The organism is Planctellipticum variicoloris, from assembly GCF_030622045.1.
Lineage (GTDB): Bacteria > Planctomycetota > Planctomycetia > Planctomycetales > Planctomycetaceae > Planctellipticum > Planctellipticum variicoloris.
In genome coordinates this window covers 1,686,246-1,707,400 of the sequence record NZ_CP130886.1, presented here as the reverse complement: position 1 = coordinate 1,707,400, position 21,155 = coordinate 1,686,246, and the positions used below count along the sequence as shown (strand labels likewise).

The window sequence follows — 21,155 nt, the reverse complement described above, 5'->3', positions numbered from 1 at the left end:
TAGTTCCCGAGAAGTCACTGGATTCGACTTCTGCCGCCCACAATCCACACACCTCCCTGTATCGCCAGTTTGACGGCGGGAGTTTTCGCGGATTGCGAAGTCTGCGGAACAATTCACAATCAGGTAAAGTGATCCGTTGCCGACCGGGCGCAGCCGATACGTTCCGTCCGAAGGTTCATCCGGCGCTGGAAAGTCTCGATCAGGCGTTCAAGTTTTTCACGGTCCGCAACGACAGACCGCAGCACCGTCGCCAGAGAGATGTCATGCAAGACGCTGCAGCGATCCGCATCCGCGATGCGCAATTCGAGGACTGGCCATGCATTGCGGACTTCAATCGCCGGCTGGCCTTTGAGACGGAGTCGCGCGAACTGGAGCGGTCAACGGTCGAGGCCGGAGTTCGCGCCGTGCTGACGAATCCTCAGCGCGGGCGATACTTTGTTGCAGAATGCCGCGGAGCTCCGGTGGGCCAGCTCATGTGCACCCACGAGTGGAGCGACTGGCGGAACGGGGATTTCTGGTGGATCCAGAGCGTCTATGTGGCCGAAGGCTATCGCCGCAGGGGTGTGTTCCGCATGTTGTGGGAGCACGTGCGTGCGGCCGCGGCCTCAGATCCGGAGGTCGTCGGACTGCGACTCTACGCCGAGCAGCACAATGAGACAGCGCTCCAGTCATATGAACGACTGGGGCTGGACCGGACAGGCTATCTGGTCCTTGAGCACATGCTGCGGCCGCGCCTGAAGGGCTGAGCCGCAGAACTGCGCCCTCCAAATGCAAGCAACCTCCGGTGATGGCCGGAGGCTGCCTGCTGATGGCTCGCTTGAAGGGAGAGGCGAGTCAACGGATGGGACTGCTGTGTCGAGAGTTCCAGACCATCGCCGCGGAGGGAGCGGGGACGAACATCGACGTTTTTCGAGGGATCGAAGCGGCGTCATCCGGCCGGGGGACGGGTTTCCCCGAACTCGGTTCGTAGGGCTGTTCGCTGGAGCGACGCGGCGTAATCGTCTGCCATTGGCTCCCCGACGGTTCGGCGGGGAACGCGAAATCGGTCGACAGCGACGCCGACTGCGGCGTCGGGACCGACATGGCAGGCATCATCGGGAGGGCCGTGGTCGAGACCGGAGCGGCATAGGTCGGCGAGATTGCACCGAACTGCGGGTAGGAGGAGATCGCCGTTCCAGGGGGGCAGGGAGATGCGGGGGGGGCGACCCAGGCCGTCGATTGCACGGGGACCATCGCGGTCGAGACCGTCGGCACCCGGCGGGTGACCTGGTAGGGGACGCTGCGGGTCTTGACCTGCTGGGACATCACAGTCTGAGCCACCTGCTTTGTGACAGGTTTCGGGACCCAGACCATCTGATATCCCCCCTCATCGACGGTCACGTTGCGGCAAGTCGTGACGGGAACCTGTTCGACGTACTGCTCATGACGGACGTGCGTCTCGGTGACATCGCGGTAACTGACGACCGGTTGAGGGCAGAGCTGGGTCTGCACGACCGGCTGAGCGCAGACGGGTTGAACCGCAGGACAGCAGCACTTAATGCGGGGGTGCCGACAGCGCCCGCAGCAGTCGGCGGGGTGACCCATGACCTGCGCGGCGACCGGCGAGATTCCCGCCAGCCAGCACGTCGTCAGACCCAGACACATCAGCCCTGCACGCCACATTGTCACGCTCCTTGCGGGAAAGGCTTCCGGCACACTCACAGGCCCTGTGCCGGAACTCCATTCCTTAACTTCCGTTCTCTGAATCGGAGTGGTGAGTCGCATTCGTCCAGAGAATTCCCGTCAGAATCAATTTTTTCGGCAAGATCGGCGGAAACGACGCAGACTGCCGCGCGGTGAGTGGGAACCCCTGTTTTTTGCGGCAGACTCCGGGGTTGGCGGTGACCTGGACGTGGAAAACCTCCGAACTTTCAATTCGGAGTTCATCAGGCATTGATCTTGCGTTCGACAACAGACCGACCTATTTTGATGCGTGCATGAATGGATTTTGTGCATGCGTGCGCGTCAACCGGTCAGGAGGAGTCTGATCTCTGATGCAAATTCTTCGGGCCTGCTATCGATTGTCCCGCCCGTGGGGAATCTGTGCGAGCTTCGCTGTCCCGCTGCTCGGCGTTGTTCTGGCCGGGCTGAATTCCCGGGCAGCGGCGGAAGAGTTACCGAGCCCGTTCTCCGGAATTCGTGGTTCGCTGGTGATCTGCGGCGGGGGCAAGCTGCCCGAGCAGGTTTTTGAAGAGTTCATGGAGCTGGGGGGGGCCTCGCAGGCGCGGATGGTGGTGATTCCCACCGCCAGCGTGGTTGCGGACTCGCCCGAACTCGACTCCCACATGGATGTCTGGCGACAACGTCAGCCGGCGACCTTTTCCGTTCTGCATACTCGTTCTCGCGCAACCGCGGACCTCCCCGAGTTTTCTCAGGCCCTGCTGGAGGCCACCGCCGTCTGGTTCATCGGGGGGGATCAGAATCACCTGACCTCGGCCTACCTCGGCACGCTGGTGGAACAGCGGCTGAAGGAACTGCTCAATCGAGGAGGCGTCATCGGCGGAACCTCGGCCGGAGCAGCGATCATGTCCCCGACGATGATCAGCGGCACGCGCGATCAACTGCGGACCCAGCCTGTGCTCGATGCGGGCTTCGGCTTTCTGCCGGGGTGCGTGGTGGATCAGCACTTCGTCAAGCGAAACCGCGAGCCACGACTCCGGAACGCACTCCTGGCGCGGCCCGGGCATGTGGGGATCGGGATCGACGAGGGGACCGCGCTGGTCGTTTCCGGAAGGTCCGTGCGAATCGTGGGGGATTCCTGCGTCAAGCTGTACCTCCCCGAGACGGGCGGTCGCGCTGAGCTGGTGGAAACCTTGAATCCGGGGGCGACATCCGATCTGGCGGCATTCTGCAGAATCGGCGCAGAACCGCCGCGCGCCGTGGAACTTGCCTCGACGCCCGATCCCAAGGCGAGCGAGCCGATGCTGGCGGACGGCGGAGCAACCGGCGACATGGCGGTCAAGTAGGCCGAGTCGCACGCTCAGGGGAGATGCGATCCAGAGGTGTGGACTGGGAATTTGAGCCAGCCCGCACTCCAACTGCGGACGCAGTACCAAGATCCACTCTATGCCGACGGCGGATGCAGTTCGGGCTTCAGCCAGACCCAGGCCTTGCCCAGCCGGCCGCCGTAGTTGCCGGCGGAGATCTTCACCAGGCCCGGTGTCGTCACTGCCGCGGTAATCGCGGCCTGCGTGGCGCGCGAGACGGTTTCCAGGTCGTGCCCGTTGATGATGATTTCCATGATCGACTGGACGCCCGGGGGAATCTGGGACTCGGCTCCGAGCTTCTCCCGCAGGGTCGGGCAGAAGGGGTGGTTGGTGCTGGCGAACAGGAACTTGTAGGCGCTCCCCGCCTTTGAGCCGCTGGCGGCGATTCCGCCGGGAAACGGCATGATCGTGCCGGGGACCTGATTGACGGCGGCCACGCCCCGTTCGGTCGCCTCCAGAGCGGCGTCGACGGATTCGCCGAAGAACCAGAGATTCCCCCCCATGATGCCGTCTTTGAAACCAAAACGGCGGTCGAGGACGAATTCGCCCCCCATGATGGGAAGAGCCCAGAGTTTTCGACCGAACCGTTCGGTGCGGTACTGGTATCCGTCGCCGAAGAAAGCGATCTTGCGGCCGAGTTTGAAGTACGGGTCGGTGTCGAGCCGATTGAAGCAGGCCGTTGTCGGGCAGGTCAGAATGTTCTGGCTGATGCGCGCCAGGAGTGACCGTTCCAGGGCTTCGACCCGGTCCTTGCGGAAGCGGGGGACATGGAACTGCAGGATGGCACCCGGCCGGCCGTCGGGGGTGGCGCAGGACTCGTCGCCCCCCGGCCCCACAAATCGGTCAACCGCGGCTTCGCAATCGCAGAGGATGCTGCTGCTGGCGTGCCCGGTCGCCGCGTGGCAGGCATGCGCGAGCCACTTGGGATCGCGGGCCGTCACGAGGATCTCGGCGTAGAGGCTGCGAAACGCTTCTGCGTACGTATCCTCAATCTCGGCACGATGTTCGGTCACAGCCGGCTCTTCCTGACAGTGAGGGGAGAATCCAATCCGCGTCCTGGCGGCTACTTGCCGCGTCCCCGCCCGGGATAGGTGGCGGACTCGGTCACGACCTTGTCCATGAAGACGTCGTGTTCCTGCATCGGAATCTCGTCAAACATCTGACAATCGAAACTGAGAGCCACGAGCGGCGTGTCCGGTCGGGCGTCTTCGAGCATCCGGTCGTAGTAGCCCTTGCCGTGTCCGGTCCGGCCGCCGCGCTGATCGAACGCGACACCGGGAACCATGATCAGGTCGACGTCTTTGACGTCGACCCGTTTGGCGGGGAGTTCGCGCAGTTCGAGTTTCGGCTCCAGAATCCGGTACATGCCGGTGGAGAGTTCGTCGAGCGATTCGAGGTGGAACAGTTCGAGTTCGTTCCCCTCAATGCAGTAGGGGACGACGATTTTCTTGCCGCTGGCGAGTGCGTCCTGCAGGCTGTGGCGGGTCCGAACTTCGCTCCGGACATCCAGATAGAAAACGACCGTCTTCGCGGACTGATACTCGGGCAGCGCCATAAATTTTCCGACGATCTGCTTCGACAGCTCGTCTTTGTTTTCGAGGGCATTTCGGGCCGCGTGGGCGGCTTCGCGAATCTGCTGCTTGCGCTGAGCCGGGTCAGTTATGGCGGGAGAGGTCATCAGCAACCGTCCTGATCGGGGAAGGGTTGTCGGGGGAGAAAGCGGCCACATCGTACCGCGCGAGACTGGCGGGGCAACCACGCACGCGCAGATGAGGGCGATGTCACTATGCCGCCGGGGCTGGAAAGCGCCCCATGGCTGACCGGTTGGCAGAATTCAACATGGTGCTGACTCGCCACGCTCAGAACTGAGGATGTTGCGAAACGGCAACATTTTCGAGGCCGCTCCGGGGTCGGCTGGCATGGCCGCAAGTGATTTCGTGATATCGTGTTGCGGCATTATTGGCGTCGGGGCGTCGGCTTTGGCCCGGCCTTTGCGTTTGGGGTGTTCCGTCAGGACGGCACCCGATTCTTCAGGACGCATCCGGTTCCCGAATAAGGCCACGACGGCATGTCAGCACTCCGATATTTCAAGCGGATGAAAATCGAACGCCAGGGCGACGTACTCCTGCTGCACATCGGCGACATGGATATCTGGGACGGCGCCGATCTGGCGTTGCTGCGCGAGGGGCTGACGAAGCTCATCGAGCAGGACAAGGCCCGGGAGATCGTCATCGACATGCGGTACGTCAAATACATCCCGAGCGGTTTCTTCGGGATGCTCTTCGACTGGCAGGAGAAGCGGGACGTCTGGTTCGGACTGACTCCTCCTCAGCCGAACGTGCAGCGGATGCTCTGGTTCCGGCAGTTCTTCGAGAAGACGGACGAAGGCTGGTACGGGTTGCGGAAAGACCCCCTCGACATTCACGACGTCGTTACGATGCCCGAACCTGTCCTCGTCGAAGCCGAAGAGGTCATGTAGTCGCTGAGCTGGCGAACGCCGGATCCTTCCGCAGTTCTAGCTGCTGGAAATCCTGAAATACTGCGAAGCCAGCCAACCAGCGACAATGACCAGTCCGTCGGCCCCGCCGGGCGTACGCTCAGTTACCTGCTCGTAGTGCCTGCGTCTCGCGCAGCGGCTGACGGGAAACTGGCCAGAGGGTTGCGGGAAAGCCTTTCAAAAACTTCGGGAAACCCTCATCACGCGATCGCAAAACCGCAGTTGGGGCCGCGAATCGCCTGATTCGTTGTCAATTTTGCCTGCGGCTTCTCCTCCGGCATGATCCTTGCTTTGGCTGAGAATACCTTCGCTCCGCGGTTGAGATTCCGCGTCGCTTCCGGGTGTTTTCCCTGCCAGGAAAGGATCAGCCGATGTCGGTCGCCGCCACACCCGCCGTCCGTGCTCCCGAGGCTGTGCTCAGCAGTCGAGCGGTCTTTGAATATCTGCTTCTGGGCGATCTGCGGCTGCTGCTCGAAGAGCCGATCGGACCGGAAACCAATCGCTGGCTGCTGGCGACGCTCGACATGATCCTGGCCTCCCGCCCCCGGCCATCGCACACCACCATTGCATCCGCGCTGATGCGGAGTCCCTGGGAAGACGAGTCCGAGCGATTCAGCCAGGAGCGATCGACCCTGTACGAGAAGCTTCAGCGACTTCGCGACCGGATTGCCCACCGCGCCCCTTACGCGCTGCTGGCCAACGAGATTCGTTGCGACCTGACGGATCTCATGGATCGGTAAATCGAATTTTTCTTCGGAAGAGGCCAGTTCCCGGCGAGGAACAGGCCTGCTCCAAGTCTCCTGCGAATGACCTGGCATCTGCGAGCCGGCCCGGAAGACCACTTCCGGGCCGGCTCGCTTTCCTTGGGTCACCTGGCGCGGCCCGCATTCTTCCCGCGTGCCGGGCGCCTGGACCGACGGCGTCAATCGCCGAACTGGCGGCGATCGGCCGAAGCTCCCTTGTTGACCGCGGCCAGATTCCCTAAAATTTTCCAAGATTGAGACTTGCAGCGCTTCCAGGGATTGCGAGGCGCTGTCTTTCACCGGCCCGGACGCGCATGAATCGGATCGCGGTACTTGGAGCGACAGGATCCATCGGCACCAGTTGCCTGGATGTGATCGCGCACCATGCGGATCGGCTGCAGGCCGTGGCGCTCTCCGCCAACGGTCGCTGGCAGGATCTGGCTGTACAGGCGCAGCAGTTCCGGCCGCGGTGGTGCATTATCTCCAATCCCGAACTGGCCGGGGCCGTCGACCGCGGGGCGTTTCCGCGCGAAACCGAGCTGCTCTTCGGGGCGGACGGGCTGGAGTTCGTCGCCAGCCATCCCGATGTCGATTCCGTGGTCTGCGGCATTGTCGGCGCTGCGGGGTTGCGGAGCGCCTGGGCGGCGACCGAGGCCGGGAAGCGGGTGGCGATCGCCAACAAGGAAACCCTGGTCGTCGCGGGGCCGCTGGTGATGAGCCTGGCCGCCCGCACCGGAGCGACGCTGATTCCGGTCGACAGCGAACATAGCGCGGTCTATCAGTCGCTGCTGGCCGGCCGTGGTGAAGACGTCCGACGAGTGATTCTGACCGCCAGCGGCGGTCCGTTCCGCGGCTGGTCGCGGGAGCGACTCAAGGACGTCACCGTTGCACAAGCACTGGCCCATCCGACCTGGACGATGGGCCGGAAGATTACAATCGACTCCGCCACGCTGATGAACAAGGCCCTGGAGCTGATTGAGGCGCGCTGGCTGTTCGGGCTGACGCGAGAACAACTGGCGGTGGTCGTCCATCCGCAGTCGGTGATCCATTCTCTGGTAGAATACGTTGACGGGTCGGTCGTCTGTCAGCTTTCGCCGCCGGATATGAAGCTGCCGATCCAGTATGCGCTCTCCTGGCCGGAACGGTGGGAGGGGGTTTCCCCGCGGATGAACTGGCAGGAGGCGGCGAAGCTGGAGTTTTTTCCGCCGGATACCGACGCTTTTCCCGCGCTGGAGCTGGGATTTGAAGTCGCGGGGCGGGGGGGCACCTGCGGGGCGGTGCTGAATGCGGCCAACGAAGTGGCCGTCGAACGGTTCCTTGCGGGGAGCCTGAGTTTTCTGGACATCCCGGCGGCTTGCCGCCAGATTTTGAACGCACACACTTTTGAACCACAACCCACGCTGACCGATCTGCTGCGGCAGGATGCGTGGGCTCGACAGGAGATGATGCAGTGGAAAGTTTGAGTCCCCTGCTGCTGGCAGCCATGTCGCTCGAATCCCTGATGGGGAACATTCTCAACATCCTGTGGGTCGCCATCGGCCTGGGGATGGTGATCTTCTTCCATGAACTGGGGCACTTCGCGGTCGCCAAATGGTGCAACGTGAATGTCGAGCGTTTCAGCATCGGCTTCGGGCCGGTGCTGTTGAGCTGGAAGTGGGGCGAGACCGAATACGCGCTGTCGCTGATTCCCTTTGGCGGCTACGTCAAGATGCTGGGCCAGGACGACTCCGACCCCTCCCAGCTCACCAGCGAAGAGCTGGCCCAGGATCCGCGGTCCTACATCGCCAAGAACGTCTGGCAGCGGATGGCGATCATCTCCGCCGGCGTCACGATGAACGTCCTGACGGCGATTCTGTTCTTCGGGGCCGCGTACTGGCTGGGAGTCCAATCCTCCCCGCCGATCCTCGGCGACGTCCGGGTCGGCATGCCCGCCTGGCAGGCCGGTCTGGACCGGGGGGACATCATCCAACGGTTCAACGGCGAACGCGTCACCTCGTTTAGCGACATCGCGCTGGGAACGGCGCTCTCGTCGGGAGATGTCAAACTGCAGGGATTGCGTCGCGACGGGAAGACGCCGTTCGATATCGTCGTCCATCCCGATACGTCAGGGCGTCGCCCGCAGATCGGCGTCGATCCGACGATGGATCTGGTGGTCCCCAAGTTCCTCGATCCGAAGGCTCCCGTCGCGCAGCCGGGAACGGCCGCGGCCCGGGCGGAACCTCCGTTCCAGTCGGGCGACCGGCTGGCCGCGGTCGACGGGCATCCCGTCGAGAGTTTTGCGCAGTTTCAGGAGGCGCTGGCGCGGCGGACGAACGAGGACTCCGAGATTCTCGTCAAACGCCCCGTGAAAGAGGGCAGCAAGGAGACCGAAGATGTCACGATCAAGATTGGCACCAACTACTTCCGTCGTCTGGGCCTGAGGTTCGACTGCGGACCGATCGTCGCCATTCGCACCGGTTCGCCGGCCGATCAGGCGGGACTGAAGGTCGGCGACAAACTGGTCAAAGTCGACGGCCGGGATATCGGGAACGACATCGATCCGCTCAAGCTGCCCAATGAATTCGCCGACGGGTCCGACAGGTCGATCGAGGTGGTGGTCAACCGCCAGACGCCTGACGGCCCCCAGAAGCCGCAGACGCTGACGGTCAAGCCCCAGGACAAGCCGGCCTGGACCGAGCCCCCCTACGGACCGGGATCTCCGATCGCCATTCCGGCGCTCGGAATGGCCTTTCATCTGATTCCGGTGGTCGTTTCCGTGGAACCTGACAGCCCGGCGGAGCAGGCCGGGATCAAGCCCGGCACGCGCATCACCAAGTTTGAGTTTCTCTCCACGGAGCCGGCGACCGCAGAGTCCAAGGAGTCCGAGGACCCCAAGACGATTGTCCTGGAAGATCCGAAAGTCGCCGACGCCGCGAACCGGATCGGCTACGCATTCTGGCTGATGCAGTTTCGTCCGCTCCAGCAGGTGAAGCTGACCTTGCGGGAGAAAGACGAAACCAATCCGCGAGAAGTCACGCTGACGCCGACCGAAGACAAGTCGTGGCGATTCCCGCCGATCGGGCTGGCGATGCAGCCGCTGCAGCGAGAAGAAAAGGCCAATGGCCCCCTCGACGCTCTGCAACTGGGGGTGCATCATACGCGGAAGTCGATGCTCAACATCTATCTGACGCTGCAGAACCTCTTTACCGGCCGGCTGTCTCCGAAGGAGCTGCATGGTCCGATCGGCATTGCGGCGGCCGCCTACCAGATCGCCGAACAGGGGATCGCTCCGCTGCTGATGTTCCTCGGCTTCCTGAGCGTCAACCTGGCGGTGCTGAACTTCCTGCCGATTCCCGTGCTGGACGGCGGCCACATGGTCTTCCTGCTGTGGGAGGCGATTTTCCGTCGTCGACCGAGCGAGAAGGTGCTGATCGGGGCGACGTATGCCGGCATGATCATGCTGCTGGGCCTGATGGTCTTCGTGCTGTACCTCGACATCTTCGTGCATCCGATGTCGGCGAACTGAGCGGCAGACAGCGCGGCCTCGACAGATAAGGATCGCCCAGAGTCAGAATTTTCGTACGACGGACACTCGTGTCCGTCGTATTTTTGTTTCCGCCCAGCCGGTGTCAAGAATGAGGTCAACGGACGTGGACGTCCATCGTACGGCTGACACCGTCATCGTGAAATCCGGTGCGACTTCTTCGGCTTCGGCCAGTCCGCTCCCTGATCGATCCAGGCACGGAGCAGGCCGATCTGCGTTCGGGTCAGCCGGTCCCCTTTCGGGGGCATCACGACATCCGGATCGAGGCCGCCGACGTACTTGATCAGCAGGCTGTCGGCGCTCTTGCCTTCGATCCAGGGGGGGCCGCTGTCGCCGCCATTGAGGGCTTCGTCCCGGTTGTCGAGGCGGAGGCCGCTCTCTTTCTTCTGCTCGCCGTGGCAGTCGACGCAGTGCTTCGCGAACAGCGGCTGGATGTCTTTGGAGAATTCGATCTTGCGTTTCGCCGGCGGCGGCAGATCGTCCGCCCGGGCTGAGGCGGCGAACGGAACCGTCAGCGCCAGGGCAAGGCCGAGAAACCTGTGGCAGGGGGTGGTCAGTCGCATAGGGCGCTCCGATCCGGCCGTTTCGAAAACCGCAGTCGACGGGGCACGCTGTTGCACGAAAGTCTGCCGCAGTCCCGCTGCGTGGACACATCCAATCACGACATGCTACAACCCAAAGCGACGCTTCGGGAGGGGATGAGCATGCCACCAGTCAGCAAGATTCGTCGCGAACGAGCACTGCGGGCTGCCGAGGGATATCTGCTGCTCGACATGCCGTCGCATGCCCTGCGAGAGCTCGGCACCATCTCGGACTGGCCCGGGAGCGCGTTCCAGTTCCACAAGGTCCGGGGGGAGGCCCGGCGGGCGCTGCAGGATCATGCCCTGGCGGTGGTCGATCTGGAGCTGGCGCTCAACGGCGAGCCGACCGACCTCGACGTGCTGATGTCGCTGGCGTGGTGCTACAAGCGGACCGAGCGGCTGCCCCAGGCGATCGCCGCGATGCAGCAGGCCTACCGACACCATTCGGAAGAGCCCGTCGTGCTTTACAATCTGTCCTGCTACTACGCGTTGAGCGGCGACAAGGGGCAGGCGCTGTCGTGGCTGGGTCGCGCGTTGCGGATGGAGCCGTCGCTCAAGAAGCTGATTGCGGATGAGACCGACTTCGACCCCATTCGCCAGGATCCGGACTTCATTCACTTCATGGCGCTGGTGCGTGAGAGCCGCTAGGGCCCCGTGGTGCTGTCGCGACTTGGATTCAGGGAATAGCGAGTAGGGAATAGGGAATAGCCAGAAAGTGGCAAGACTTACGCGTCTTCCTCTGGCTACTCGCGATTCCCTATTCCCTGCTCGCTCTCTTGGAGCACCCTGAAAAGTGGTTCTGACGATGGATCAGGCGATCAATCGTCGCGACGGGACTGCGCTCCCATGATGTGAATGACGTAGTAGAGGACCTGCAGAATCGATTGCAGCGTGGCGGCGACGTACGTCCAGGCGGCGGCGTTGAGGACGGAACGGACGACGCGCGAGCCGTGGTCGTCGACGACGCCCATGTCGGTCAGCAGGCGCTTCGCCCGGTTGCTGGCGTCGAATTCGACCGGCAGATTGACGAGCTGGAAGACCGCCACCGCGGAGAACGATACGATCCCCAGTGCCAGCAGGGCTGGCGCCCGCATGATAAAACCGATCACCAGCAGCACCATTCCGGCGCCCGGTCCCCACATGGCCGCCGGGGCGGCGATGCTTCGCAGCGCGAGCGGGCCATAGTGATGGGCGTGCTGGAGGGCGTGTCCGACTTCGTGGGCTGCGATCCCCACGGCCGCCAGCGATCTGGAGTGGTAGACGCCGGAACTGAGCCGGACCACGCGCGCCTGCGGATCGTAATGGTCGCTCAGATGGCCCGGAGTCTCTTCGATCGGCAGGTCGTAGAGTCCGTCTCTGTCGAGAATCATCCGTGCAATCTCGGCGCCTGTGTAGCGGGACGGCTCCTGCATGCCCTGTGCGTAAGCCGAGTGCACGCGCATCTGCGCCCACATCGCCAGCAGAATCGCGGGGCCGAGAATCAGAAAGTACAGGGGATCGAAATAAAACATGGCTGCGGAACCTCCGTTCTGACAAAACGTCTGACGGCTTCCAAAGGATCAATCGCTTTCCGGCGGGGCCAGCTTGCAGACTGACACCGCCAGAACGGCAGTCCGACGTTGTGAGGCAATGAAATGCAATCTTCGTACCGGTTCGCCGACAACGGATGCCCGGCGTCGTAACCGGCATGGCGGAAATGCTTTACTTGCTCGGAATCAACTGTCAGACTGGCGGCCGAATTGTGACCGGTCCCGTCCCTGTGGAGAATCCGGCGATGAGGTTGTGTCGATATCAGACGGGTGATGCTCGCCCTCAGGTCGGGTTCTTCCACGATGACCGACTGGTTCCGCTCAGGGCGGCTGCGGCGCGGTTTGGCCTGACGGCGCGCGACGACGACTCCCTGCTGGACTGCCTGCCGGGTGGGGAGTCGTTCACGGCGACACGGGAGATCTTCGCGGCGCTCGAACGGGACGGCGACGCAGGACGCGAACTCGCACTGCCAACGGCGACGGTCCAGCTCCTCGTCCCGGTGCCGCATCCCCCCAAACTGCTGCTGCTGGCGGGAAACTACGCGAAGCACATCGAAGAGCGCGGCGGGAAGGCCGAGGAACGGGAGCGGACGTTTCCCTATGTCTTCATGAAGCCGCCGAGCACGACGCTGCAGCATCCCGGCGGACCGGTGGTCATTCCGGCCTGTTCGCCGGACTTTCTGGACTGGGAGCTGGAGCTGGGGGTGGTGATCGGCCGGCGGTGCCGGGGCGTCAGCGAAGCGGAGGCGCTGCAGTACGTGGCCGGTTACACGGTGGTGAACGATATTTCGGACCGCCAGTACCGGCCGAATCCCGGCCGGACCAAGCGCGAACGGGACGGATTCTTCGACTGGCAGCATGGGAAATGGCACGACACGTCGTGCCCGCTGGGACCGTGCGTCCTCAGCAGCGATGCCTGTCCCGATCCGCAGACGCTCAAGATGCAGTTGAAGCTCAACGGCCAGGTCGAACAGGATGCGTCGACCGCCGAAATGGTCTTCCCTGTGGCGGCGGTGATCGAGTTCATTTCGCGTTTTGTCACGCTGGAGCCGGGAGACATCATTTCCACAGGCACGCCGGCAGGAGTCGGCAGCTCCAAGAACAAGTATTTGAAGCCCGGCGACCTGCTCGAAGCGACAATCGAACGGATCGGGACGCTGACCAGCCCTGTCATCGCGGAGGCGAAATGACGGCTGCCGTTGGGATCATGCGCGGGATTGTCCTCACGGAGGCCGGGCTGGAGTTTCGCTCCAATCTGCCCGTTCCCACGCCGTTGCCGGGGGAAGTGCTGGTGCGGGTCACGCGGGCGGGACTCTGCGAGACCGACCTGCAACTGGTGCGGGGCTATATGAGGTATCGCGGCATTCTGGGGCACGAGTTTGTGGGGGTGGCGCAGGCGGGCCGTTGGGCTGGGCGGCGGGTCGTGGGCGAGATTAACTGCGCGTGCGACCGGTGCGAGCTGTGCCTGGCCGGACTGCGGACCCACTGTCCGCAGCGAAGTGTGCTGGGGATTCTGGGACACGACGGGGCCTTCGCCGACTTTGTCGCCGTTCCGGAGGTCAATCTGCATCCGGTCGATGATGCTCTGAGCGATGACGAGGCGGTCTTTGTGGAGCCGCTGGCGGCGGCCTTTCAAATCCCGGCGCAAGTCGCAATTTCGTCCGGGCAGCGGATCGTGGTGCTGGGGGATGGCCGCCTGGGAAATCTCTGCGCTCAGGTGCTCGCGCGGATCTGTCCAAATCTGACTGTGGTTGGCAAGCACGCGGCGAAGCTGAAACGGCTGGAGGATCTGGGCCTGCGGACGGTTTTGCTGGGCCAGGTCGAGAGGCTGGAACGGGCCGATCTGGTGGTGGACTGCACCGGGTCGGGAACGGGACTGGAAACGGCGCTGCGGCTGGTTCGCCCGCGAGGAACGGTCGTGCTGAAGACGACTGTGGCCGGCGCGCAGACTTTGAGTCTGGCTCCCGCAGTGATCGATGAAGTCACCATCGTCGGTTCGCGCTGCGGCCCATTCCCGGCGGCGATCGAGGCCCTGGAGCGGCGGGAGATTCAGGTCGCGCCCCTGATCGACGGGCGCTATCGTCTGGAAGACGGTCTGGACGCTTTCGAGCGGGCGGCGACGACTCCAGTGCTGAAGCTGTTGTTTGCAGTGGCAGAATCCGCCGAAACACAGCGGAAAACGGCATGACGCCGGCAAAAAACCCGGCAAACTTGTCTTGGCAGGAATGACACGCCGGGGTATCGTTCCTCTCCCTCGCGACCGGGTTGCGGGGGGCAGGTTGGAATGGGCGTCAGCCACGACGGCGGCCGATTCGACACACCGGCGAACCCCGGTTCTCGGGATTTGCCGGGCTGCTCAAGCAGGGCAAGGAGGCCGCGATGAGCTTGGGACATACACAGCATCAGCAGTGCGACGTCCAGATCCGCTGGATGATCCGGCGGGATATGGCCGAGGTGCTGGACATCGAACGCCAGAGCTTCGAGTTCTCCTGGACCGAGGAGGACTTTCTGACGTGCCTGCGGCAGCGGAACTGCATCGGCATGGTCGCCGAGCGGCAGGAACGCATTGTCGGCTTCATGATCTACGAACTGCTCAAGTCGCAGTTGCACGTGCTCAATTTCGCAGTGGCCCCCTGGTCGCGCCAGCTCGGCGTCGGCAGCCAGATGATGGACAAGCTGATCAACAAGCTGTCCCAGCAGCGACGTCGAGAAATCGCTCTCGAAGTCCGCGAGACCAATCTCGCCGCCCAGCTCTTTTTCCGCTCGCGCGGACTGCACGCCTGCGGCGTGCTCCGCAGCCACTACAACGATACGACGGAAGACGCGTATCAGATGCGGTTCCAGCTTTATCCCGCCGACGATGCGGCGACGCTGTTTGCTCCGCGCAACCGGATCAGCCAGTACCTGCAGGCTGAAGAGCCGGGTTACGACGCGGCATAGCTGCGGTCGCTTTGCAATTCGAAATCAACGAATCCCTCCGGCGGCCTGGGCTGCCGGAGGGATTTTTCGTTGGCTGGAACTGGGCGCGGATCAGAAAACGACACAGCCCGCAGTGGTGACACTGCGGGCTGCGGGTAGCATTTTTGAGAGCGGACAGAGGCGGTCCGCGTGGAATCAGACTTCGAGGAGCAGGCGGACCGGATTCTCGATGCAGTCTTTGATCCGCTTCAGGAAGGTGACGCCCTCGCGGCCGTCGACGATCCGGTGGTCGTAGGTCAGGGCGAGGAACATCATCGGGCGGGCGACAATCTGGCCGTCCTTGACGACAGGGCGTTCCTGAATGGCGTGCATGCCGAGGACGCCGCTCTGCGGCGGATTGACGATGGGAGTCGACAGCATCGAGCCGTAGACGCCGCCGTTGCTGATTGTGAAGGTTCCCCCCGTCAGCTCGGCGGGAGACAGCTTGCCGACCTGCGCCCGCTTGCCGAAGTCGCTGATGGCCAGTTCGATGTCGGCGAAGGTCATCCGCTCGGCGTTGCGGAGGACCGGCACGACGAGTCCCTTGCCGCCGCCGATGGCGATGCCGACGTCGCAATAGTCGTGGTAGACGATCTCGTTCCCCTGGATTTCCGCGTTAATGGCGGGGTACGCCTGCAGGGCCTCGATCGCCGCCTTGACGAAGAACGACATGAAGCCGAGCTTGATGCCGTATTTCTCGGTGAACTGGTCCTGGTACTGCTTTCGCAGCGACATGACGGCGGACATGTCGACTTCGTTAAAGGTCGTCAGCAGCGCCGCATTGTGCTGGGCTTCGACAAGCCGCTGAGCGATGCGTTTGCGGATGGGGCTCATGACCTGACGGCGTTCGGAACGCTCCCCCGCCGACTTCGCCAGAACCGTGGTCGGGGCGGGGCGGGACTCGACCGCCGGAGCAGGGGCCGGCGCCGGGGCGGCGGGCTTCGCGGCCGTCTGGCGCTGGACGTCTTCTTTGAGCAGCCGTCCGCCGGGGCCGGTCGCCTCCACCTGACTGGCTTGCAGCCCGGCTTCATGCAGCGCGCGGGCCGCGGCCGGCATGACGTGCGAGTGAGCTGGTGCCGCAGCCGGCGGCGGAGAGGCCGCGGGGGGAGCCGACGGGGTGCCGTTCGTCGTCGTCGGCACTGCGGACTCGTCGATCAGGGCGATGGTTTCACCGACCGCCGCGACGTCGCCCGGTTGCTTGAGGATCTGGGTGATGACCCCTTTGGCGGTGGCCGGGACGTCGAACGTGGCCTTTTCGCTTTCGATCTCAACGACGTTCTCGTCGAGCGCGACCGCATCTCCGACTTTCTTGCGCCATTCGCCGATAGTCACTTCGGAGATGGAATCACCGACGGGCGGCACCTTGACTTCCACGGACATGAACTCCCTGCCTTCTGTTCTGACTGCGACGAGGCTGCGGTTTCGAAGCGGCGTCCACACGCCTGGGGGCCGCAAACACGGATGAGATCCTTGGAATCGGCCAGCCTCAACGGACCTGGCCGAACGCGCGGGCAATCACCTCGGCCTGTTCGTTGTCGTGACTCTTCTTCGAGCCGGTGGCGGGGCTGGCCGAAGCCGGGCGGCAGACGCCGGTCAGCGGATGCCGACCGTATATCTGATCGCCCCAGTGGCACCGCAGGGTTCGCCAGGCCCCCATGTTTTCTGGCTCTTCCTGAACCCAGTTGACCGGCGTGCCGTTTGGATACTGAGCGAGCAGCAGTTCCAGCTCCCGGTCCGGGACCGGATAGAGCTGCTCGACCCGCAGTATGGCGACATCGTTCCGCTGGAGCTGTTCCCGGCGCTCGGCGAGTTCGTAGTAGATCTTCCCCGAGCAGAGCAGAATCTGACGGACTTCGCTGCCGGGACGATCCTGGAGCTGATCGCCGATGACTCGCTGGAAAGTCCCCCGGCTGAGATCTTCCAGGGAGGACGTCGCCCCCTTGGATCGCAACAGCGACTTGGGAGACATGACGATCAGCGGCTTCCGCCAGCTTTTCAGCACCTGACGACGAAGCAGGTGGAAGATCTGAGCCGGCGTCGTCGGATAACAGATCTGGATGTTATCCTCCGCGGCCAGCATCATGAAGCGTTCGAGGCGGGCGCTGGAGTGCTCCGGTCCCTGCCCCTCGAAACCGTGGGGCAGCAGCATGACCAGGCCGCTGAGGCGGTTCCACTTGTCTTCGGCGCTGACGATGAACTGGTCGATGATGACCTGCGCCACGTTGACGAAGTCGCCGAACTGAGCTTCCCAGACGATGAGACCTTCGGGCCAGTCGAGGCTGTAGCCGTACTCGAAGCCGAGTACGCCGGCTTCGGACAGGCAGCTATTGTGGATTTCAATCGGCGCCTGGTCGGCCGCCATATGGGCCAGCGGCATGTAGGTCTCGCCGGTCTCCATGTCGTGCAGGACCGCGTGGCGGTGGCTGAAGGTTCCGCGCTCGACGTCCTGACCGTGGAGCCGGACCCGGTGGCCTTCGAGCGACAACGTGGCGTACGCCAGCGTCTCGCCCGCGGACCAGTCGAGCCGTTCCCGCCCCTGGGCCATCGCCAGCCGCTTCTGCAGGATCCCCTCCGGCTTCTTGGGATCGCCGCCATTGTGGAGCTTCAAGTTGGGTTTGAAGCCGGCGGGCAGACGCGTGAGCATTTCGAGGATCTCGGCGCTCCGTTCGACCGGTACGCCGGTGTCGACGTCCGCGACTTCGCGTTCGTTCCCGCCGTGATACCCCTGCCAGACCCCGTGCAGCATGTCCCACTTGTGAACGTACTGCGCACTCTTCGCCACTTCGAGTTCGGATTCGAGCTGCTGGCGATGCAGCGAATTCATCCGTTCGGCTTCTTCGCGGGTCACCTCGCCCATCGTCAGCAGATGTTCGAGGTAGCTCTGGCCGACGGGCGGTCGGGCCGCGATCTTCGAGTACATCTGCGGCTGCGTGAACGCGGGCTCGTCCTGTTCGTTATGGCCGCGGCGGCGGTAGCAGTACATGTCGATGACGACGTCGCGGTGGAAGTCGTGGCGGAAGTCCATCGAGAGACGAACGACCTGCGCCACAGCCTCGGGATCTTCGCCGTTCACGTGGAAGATCGGGATCTGCAGCATCTTCGCGACGTCGCTGGCGTAGGGCGTCGATCGCGCCTGCCGGGGAGACGTCGTGAAGCCGACCTGATTGTTGACGATCACGTGCATCGTGCCGCCGATGCGCGTGGCGTCGAGCTGGTTCAGGTTGAGCGTTTCCTGGACGATGCCTTCGCCGGGAAACGCCGCGTCGCCGTGGATCAGGACCAGCAGCACCTTCGAGCGATCCTTGTCGCCGCGGCGATCCTGCTTGGCGCGGACGCGTCCCATCCCGACGGTGTTGACGAATTCCAGGTGGCTGGGATTAAAGCAGAGCGACAGGTGAACCTTCCGGCCGTCCCCGGAGTGCCAGTCGTTGCTGTAGCCCAGATGGTATTTGACGTCGCCGCGGCCGACGTTGAGGTCGGGGTCGAGGTCGGCGAACTCGCGGAAAATCGCCCGCGGGCTCTTGCCCATGATGCTCGCCAGGACGTTCAAACGCCCGCGATGCGCCATGGCGACCACGATCTCCTCGATCCCCTGTTCGGCCGCCTTATAGATGGCCAGTTCGAGCAGCGGAACGAGAGTCTCGGCTCCTTCGAGCGAGAAGCTCTTGGCGCCGAGGAACTTCTTCAGAATGAACTCTTCGAAGACCACCGCGTCGCTGAGCCGCTTCAGGATCCGGAGCTGCTCGTCGCGCGTGAGCTGGCAGCGATTTTCCGTCGCCTCCATCCGGTTCTGAAGCCACTCGCGGACGCGGGTGTCGTCGATGTGCATAAACTGCGCACCGATCGACCGGCAGTAGGTGTTGCGGAGCCACTGCAGAATTTCCCGGAGCGTCCGGAGGTTGGGACCGCCGAGATTCAGCGTGGAAAACGTCCGATCCATGTCGGATTCGGAAAATCCCACGAAGCTGGGCTCCAGCTCGGGGACGGGATCGCGCGGCTGACCGAGCGGATCGAGCTTTGCCGCAAAGTGACCGGTGGCCCGGTAATTCCGGATCAGCTCCTCGACTCGCTCCTGCAGAATCGCGGCGTCGAGCTGCGCCGGCGTAACCAGTCCTTCGCCGATCTGAGGCGGACGAAAAAACTGTTCCGCGGCCTCGTCCGAGTGCCGGCTGGCCTCGGCGACGTGGCGGAAATACTCGCGCCACTCGGGGGAAACGGCATCAGGGGATTTCAGATACTCCTGATACAGGCCCTCAACGTAAGAAAGGTTGGAGCTGTCGACAGCTCCAACCCCGTTGCGTTGTTCAGGCCCGGATTCTTCGCGTGGTGCAGACCGAACGCCGGCCCGCGGAGGTACGAGGACTTCGGACGGACTCATGAGTTTATTTTCTGCGTCAGGCGGGCCAGTTCAGCCGGCTCAATCGAACGACGCTCCCATGCATCGTCATCGAGTCGGAGCGGGCGGAGACGAAACGAATGATCGTCAAATTCATTCGTCTCATTCTACCCGACGATAGCAAAATCCAGGAGTTCGGGAAAATGGAACTTACGACGATTCCCGCGAATTCCCAATTGTGACAGGATTGACAGCCCCGGTCACCGCCGCCGAGCGGCAATCGCTGCCGGTGCGGCAAAGCACTGAATGCAAGACTACTGCCGGACCGGGACGCTCTGACTGGCCATGCGACCGAAGATCATCCGACCGGCGCTGTTCTGCAGCACGCTGGTCACAGTGACATCGATCTCTTTTCCCAGCAGCGCCCCCGCCTGTTCGCAGACGACCATTGTGCCGTCGTCGAGATACCCGACTCCCTGGCCGATCGATTCCCCTTCCCGCATCACGCGAATGCGGAGCTGTTCGCCCGGGATATACCGCGGACGGAGCGCGTTGGCGACATCGTTCAGGTTGATGACTTCCACCCCCTGGACGCTGGCCACCTTGTTGAGGTTGAAGTCGTTGGTGACGACTCGTCCCCCCAGCACTTTCGCCAGAGCCACGATCCGCTGATCGACCGTCAGGCCCGCGGACGTCTCCTGGTCCTTGACCTCATGCATCCGCACGTCGACCTTCGGGTTCTGCTGCAGCTTCGTCAGCACATCCAGGCCGCGCCGACCGCGGGTCCGCCGCAGCTTATCGCTGCTGTCCGCGATGTCCTGAACTTCCTTCAGGACAAAATCGGGAACGATGAGCTGCGTCTCCAGGATGTGCGTATCCATGATGTCCGCAATCCGGCCGTCGATCAGGGAGCTCGAATCGACCACCAGCGGCCGCCCTCCCTTGATTTCGCGAGCAAACTCGACATACGGGATGACGAAGCGGAAATCATCTTTCGTCTGCAACAGCAGCGTGATGCAGATGTAGGGCAGGATAATCAGCGTGGTGCCGACGATCAGGGGCTCGAAGTCGTCCGCAATAATCGGTCGCAGCGCCAGAGTCAGCAGGTAGGCCAGCAGCACCCCGATCAGCAGGCCGAAATAGATCGCCGAGATGAGATCCAGCCGCTTCCGGGGAAAGAGGACGTCGATCAGCGTGGCCGACTGAGTAATCAGCATCATCACGATGAACGCGGGGAACGGATACTCGGCCACGATGGACGGGGGATTGCTCTGTGGCTGCACCATGGCGGCAGCCGCGCCGGCGCAGATGAAGGCGTACAGGATTCGAACGACAATCAACAGCATGGGAGGATTCCCGCTTCAGGCGTGAGGCGATTTCCGAGGACAGAGATTGAGCGCCCTCCTCCTGAAACCACCTTTTCTGGCAAGATCTACGTCAGCAACCCCCGGATTCCCGGAAAAAAATGACCACCGCACCGGAACGACCCTCGGAGTGTCGTCGTGTCGCGACAATTACGCAGCCATCTCTTCCCGCTCGGAAGCGAATTCTTCGTATAGTATGGCTCCGTTTCCGGGATTGCCAGCCTTCGAATTCCGGGACAGCCGCGAATCCTGGCGCCTGTTTCCCCGACGGGGAAGAGTCGGCCCGCCCCCTTCAGTCGACGACGGCGTCGAGCGCCGACAGGCTGACGACTTCTTCGTGCCGGACGTAGACGCGTTGCCGATTGACTCGAACCCCGACACGCCGGCACTCCACGAGATAGTGCTCGCGCGTCGTTTTTGAATCGCGCAGGTCGTGCAGATCCGCGTCCGCGAGAATCAGATAGCGGTGATCGGCCCCCTCCAGCACGCCGACGCAGACGTATGGACTGGCGAGGTCGAGCACCACGTTCCGACCGATGAGTTCGGCGGGAACGCTGTCAGCGGGACTGGTCATCGGCAGAATTCTCCCGGACGGGAC

At 63.2% G+C, this 21,155-nt stretch carries 19 protein-coding genes; 10 read left to right on the top strand and 9 right to left on the bottom strand.

Annotated elements, in window-relative coordinates; translation table 11 throughout:
• Window positions 1-263 precede the first annotated feature (263 nt).
• A complete protein-coding gene (locus SH412_RS06765) occupies window positions 264-746 on the top strand; it encodes a GNAT family N-acetyltransferase (RefSeq protein WP_336522752.1) in 483 nt (160 codons plus the stop codon).
• 88 nt (window positions 747-834) lie between these two features.
• Here SH412_RS06765 and SH412_RS06760 read toward each other — a convergent pair whose 3' ends face one another.
• On the bottom strand, window positions 835-1,662 hold the full coding sequence (locus SH412_RS06760) for a hypothetical protein (protein WP_336522751.1): 828 nt from the start codon (window positions 1,660-1,662) through the stop codon (window positions 835-837).
• A 371-nt stretch (window positions 1,663-2,033) separates the two neighbouring features.
• On the opposite strand from SH412_RS06760, the gene SH412_RS06755 reads away from it, so the two are divergent.
• Window positions 2,034-3,005 (top strand): cyanophycinase, encoded by a 972-nt coding sequence (locus SH412_RS06755; RefSeq protein ID WP_336522750.1) that lies wholly within the window; start codon window positions 2,034-2,036, stop codon window positions 3,003-3,005.
• A gap of 98 nt (window positions 3,006-3,103) precedes the next feature.
• Here the strand turns inward: SH412_RS06755 and fhcD are convergent, their stop codons facing one another.
• Window positions 3,104-4,039, bottom strand: a complete 936-nt coding sequence (fhcD, locus tag SH412_RS06750; protein ID WP_336522749.1) for a formylmethanofuran--tetrahydromethanopterin N-formyltransferase — start codon at window positions 4,037-4,039, stop codon at window positions 3,104-3,106.
• Window positions 4,040-4,089: 50 nt separating this feature from the next.
• A complete protein-coding gene (locus SH412_RS06745) occupies window positions 4,090-4,704 on the bottom strand; it encodes a 5-formyltetrahydrofolate cyclo-ligase (protein WP_336522748.1) in 615 nt (204 codons plus the stop codon).
• Window positions 4,705-5,094: 390 nt separating this feature from the next.
• Here SH412_RS06745 and SH412_RS06740 point away from each other — a divergent pair, with 390 nt between their 5' ends.
• From SH412_RS06740 to rseP, 4 genes are all read left to right on the top strand, one after another.
• A complete protein-coding gene (locus SH412_RS06740) occupies window positions 5,095-5,505 on the top strand; it encodes an STAS domain-containing protein (protein WP_336522747.1) in 411 nt (136 codons plus the stop codon).
• 389 nt (window positions 5,506-5,894) lie between these two features.
• Complete coding sequence (locus SH412_RS06735) at window positions 5,895-6,263, top strand: hypothetical protein (protein ID WP_336522746.1); 369 nt, start codon at window positions 5,895-5,897, stop codon at window positions 6,261-6,263.
• A gap of 317 nt (window positions 6,264-6,580) precedes the next feature.
• Window positions 6,581-7,729: a 1-deoxy-D-xylulose-5-phosphate reductoisomerase gene (dxr, locus tag SH412_RS06730; RefSeq protein ID WP_336522745.1), complete on the top strand. Its 1,149-nt coding sequence runs from the start codon at window positions 6,581-6,583 to the stop codon at window positions 7,727-7,729.
• A complete protein-coding gene (gene rseP, locus SH412_RS06725; protein ID WP_336522744.1) occupies window positions 7,717-9,771 on the top strand; it encodes an RIP metalloprotease RseP in 2,055 nt (684 codons plus the stop codon). Before dxr ends, rseP begins: the two co-directional genes overlap by 13 nt.
• A gap of 152 nt (window positions 9,772-9,923) precedes the next feature.
• Here rseP and SH412_RS06720 read toward each other — a convergent pair whose 3' ends face one another.
• Entirely contained in the window at window positions 9,924-10,352 is a 429-nt protein-coding gene (locus SH412_RS06720) for a c-type cytochrome domain-containing protein (RefSeq protein ID WP_336522743.1), read from the bottom strand.
• Window positions 10,353-10,493: 141 nt separating this feature from the next.
• Here SH412_RS06720 and SH412_RS06715 point away from each other — a divergent pair, with 141 nt between their 5' ends.
• Window positions 10,494-11,018, top strand: coding sequence for a tetratricopeptide repeat protein (locus tag SH412_RS06715; protein ID WP_336522742.1), 525 nt, complete (start codon window positions 10,494-10,496; stop codon window positions 11,016-11,018).
• Between the two features lie 170 nt (window positions 11,019-11,188).
• Here SH412_RS06715 and SH412_RS06710 read toward each other — a convergent pair whose 3' ends face one another.
• On the bottom strand, window positions 11,189-11,881 hold the full coding sequence (locus tag SH412_RS06710) for a zinc metallopeptidase (RefSeq protein WP_336522741.1): 693 nt from the start codon (window positions 11,879-11,881) through the stop codon (window positions 11,189-11,191).
• 263 nt (window positions 11,882-12,144) lie between these two features.
• Between SH412_RS06710 and SH412_RS06705 the strand changes: the two genes are divergently transcribed.
• The 3 genes from SH412_RS06705 (at window position 12,145) to rimI (ending at window position 14,839) form a co-directional block, all read left to right on the top strand.
• Window positions 12,145-13,089 carry a fumarylacetoacetate hydrolase family protein gene (locus SH412_RS06705; protein ID WP_336522740.1) on the top strand — a complete coding sequence of 315 codons (945 nt, stop codon included), beginning with the start codon at window positions 12,145-12,147 and terminating at the stop codon, window positions 13,087-13,089.
• Window positions 13,086-14,087 carry an MDR/zinc-dependent alcohol dehydrogenase-like family protein gene (locus tag SH412_RS06700; protein WP_336522739.1) on the top strand — a complete coding sequence of 334 codons (1,002 nt, stop codon included), beginning with the start codon at window positions 13,086-13,088 and terminating at the stop codon, window positions 14,085-14,087. Before SH412_RS06705 ends, SH412_RS06700 begins: the two co-directional genes overlap by 4 nt.
• Before the next feature lie 191 nt (window positions 14,088-14,278).
• Window positions 14,279-14,839, top strand: a complete 561-nt coding sequence (gene rimI, locus SH412_RS06695; protein ID WP_336522738.1) for a ribosomal protein S18-alanine N-acetyltransferase — start codon at window positions 14,279-14,281, stop codon at window positions 14,837-14,839.
• A gap of 174 nt (window positions 14,840-15,013) precedes the next feature.
• Here rimI and odhB read toward each other — a convergent pair whose 3' ends face one another.
• The 4 genes from odhB to SH412_RS06675 all read right to left on the bottom strand — a co-directional run bounded on the left by odhB (window position 15,014) and on the right by SH412_RS06675 (window position 21,131).
• The gene (odhB, locus tag SH412_RS06690; RefSeq protein ID WP_336522737.1) at window positions 15,014-16,237 is read right to left on the bottom strand and encodes a 2-oxoglutarate dehydrogenase complex dihydrolipoyllysine-residue succinyltransferase; all 1,224 of its coding nucleotides are present in this window, start codon (window positions 16,235-16,237) and stop codon (window positions 15,014-15,016) included.
• A 106-nt stretch (window positions 16,238-16,343) separates the two neighbouring features.
• Window positions 16,344-19,235 (bottom strand): 2-oxoglutarate dehydrogenase E1 component, encoded by a 2,892-nt coding sequence (locus SH412_RS06685; protein WP_336522736.1) that lies wholly within the window; start codon window positions 19,233-19,235, stop codon window positions 16,344-16,346.
• Between the two features lie 272 nt (window positions 19,236-19,507).
• Window positions 19,508-20,539 (bottom strand): PIN/TRAM domain-containing protein, encoded by a 1,032-nt coding sequence (locus SH412_RS06680; protein ID WP_336522735.1) that lies wholly within the window; start codon window positions 20,537-20,539, stop codon window positions 19,508-19,510.
• 310 nt (window positions 20,540-20,849) lie between these two features.
• On the bottom strand, window positions 20,850-21,131 hold the full coding sequence (locus SH412_RS06675) for a hypothetical protein (RefSeq protein WP_336522734.1): 282 nt from the start codon (window positions 21,129-21,131) through the stop codon (window positions 20,850-20,852).
• Window positions 21,132-21,155: the final 24 nt, after the last annotated feature.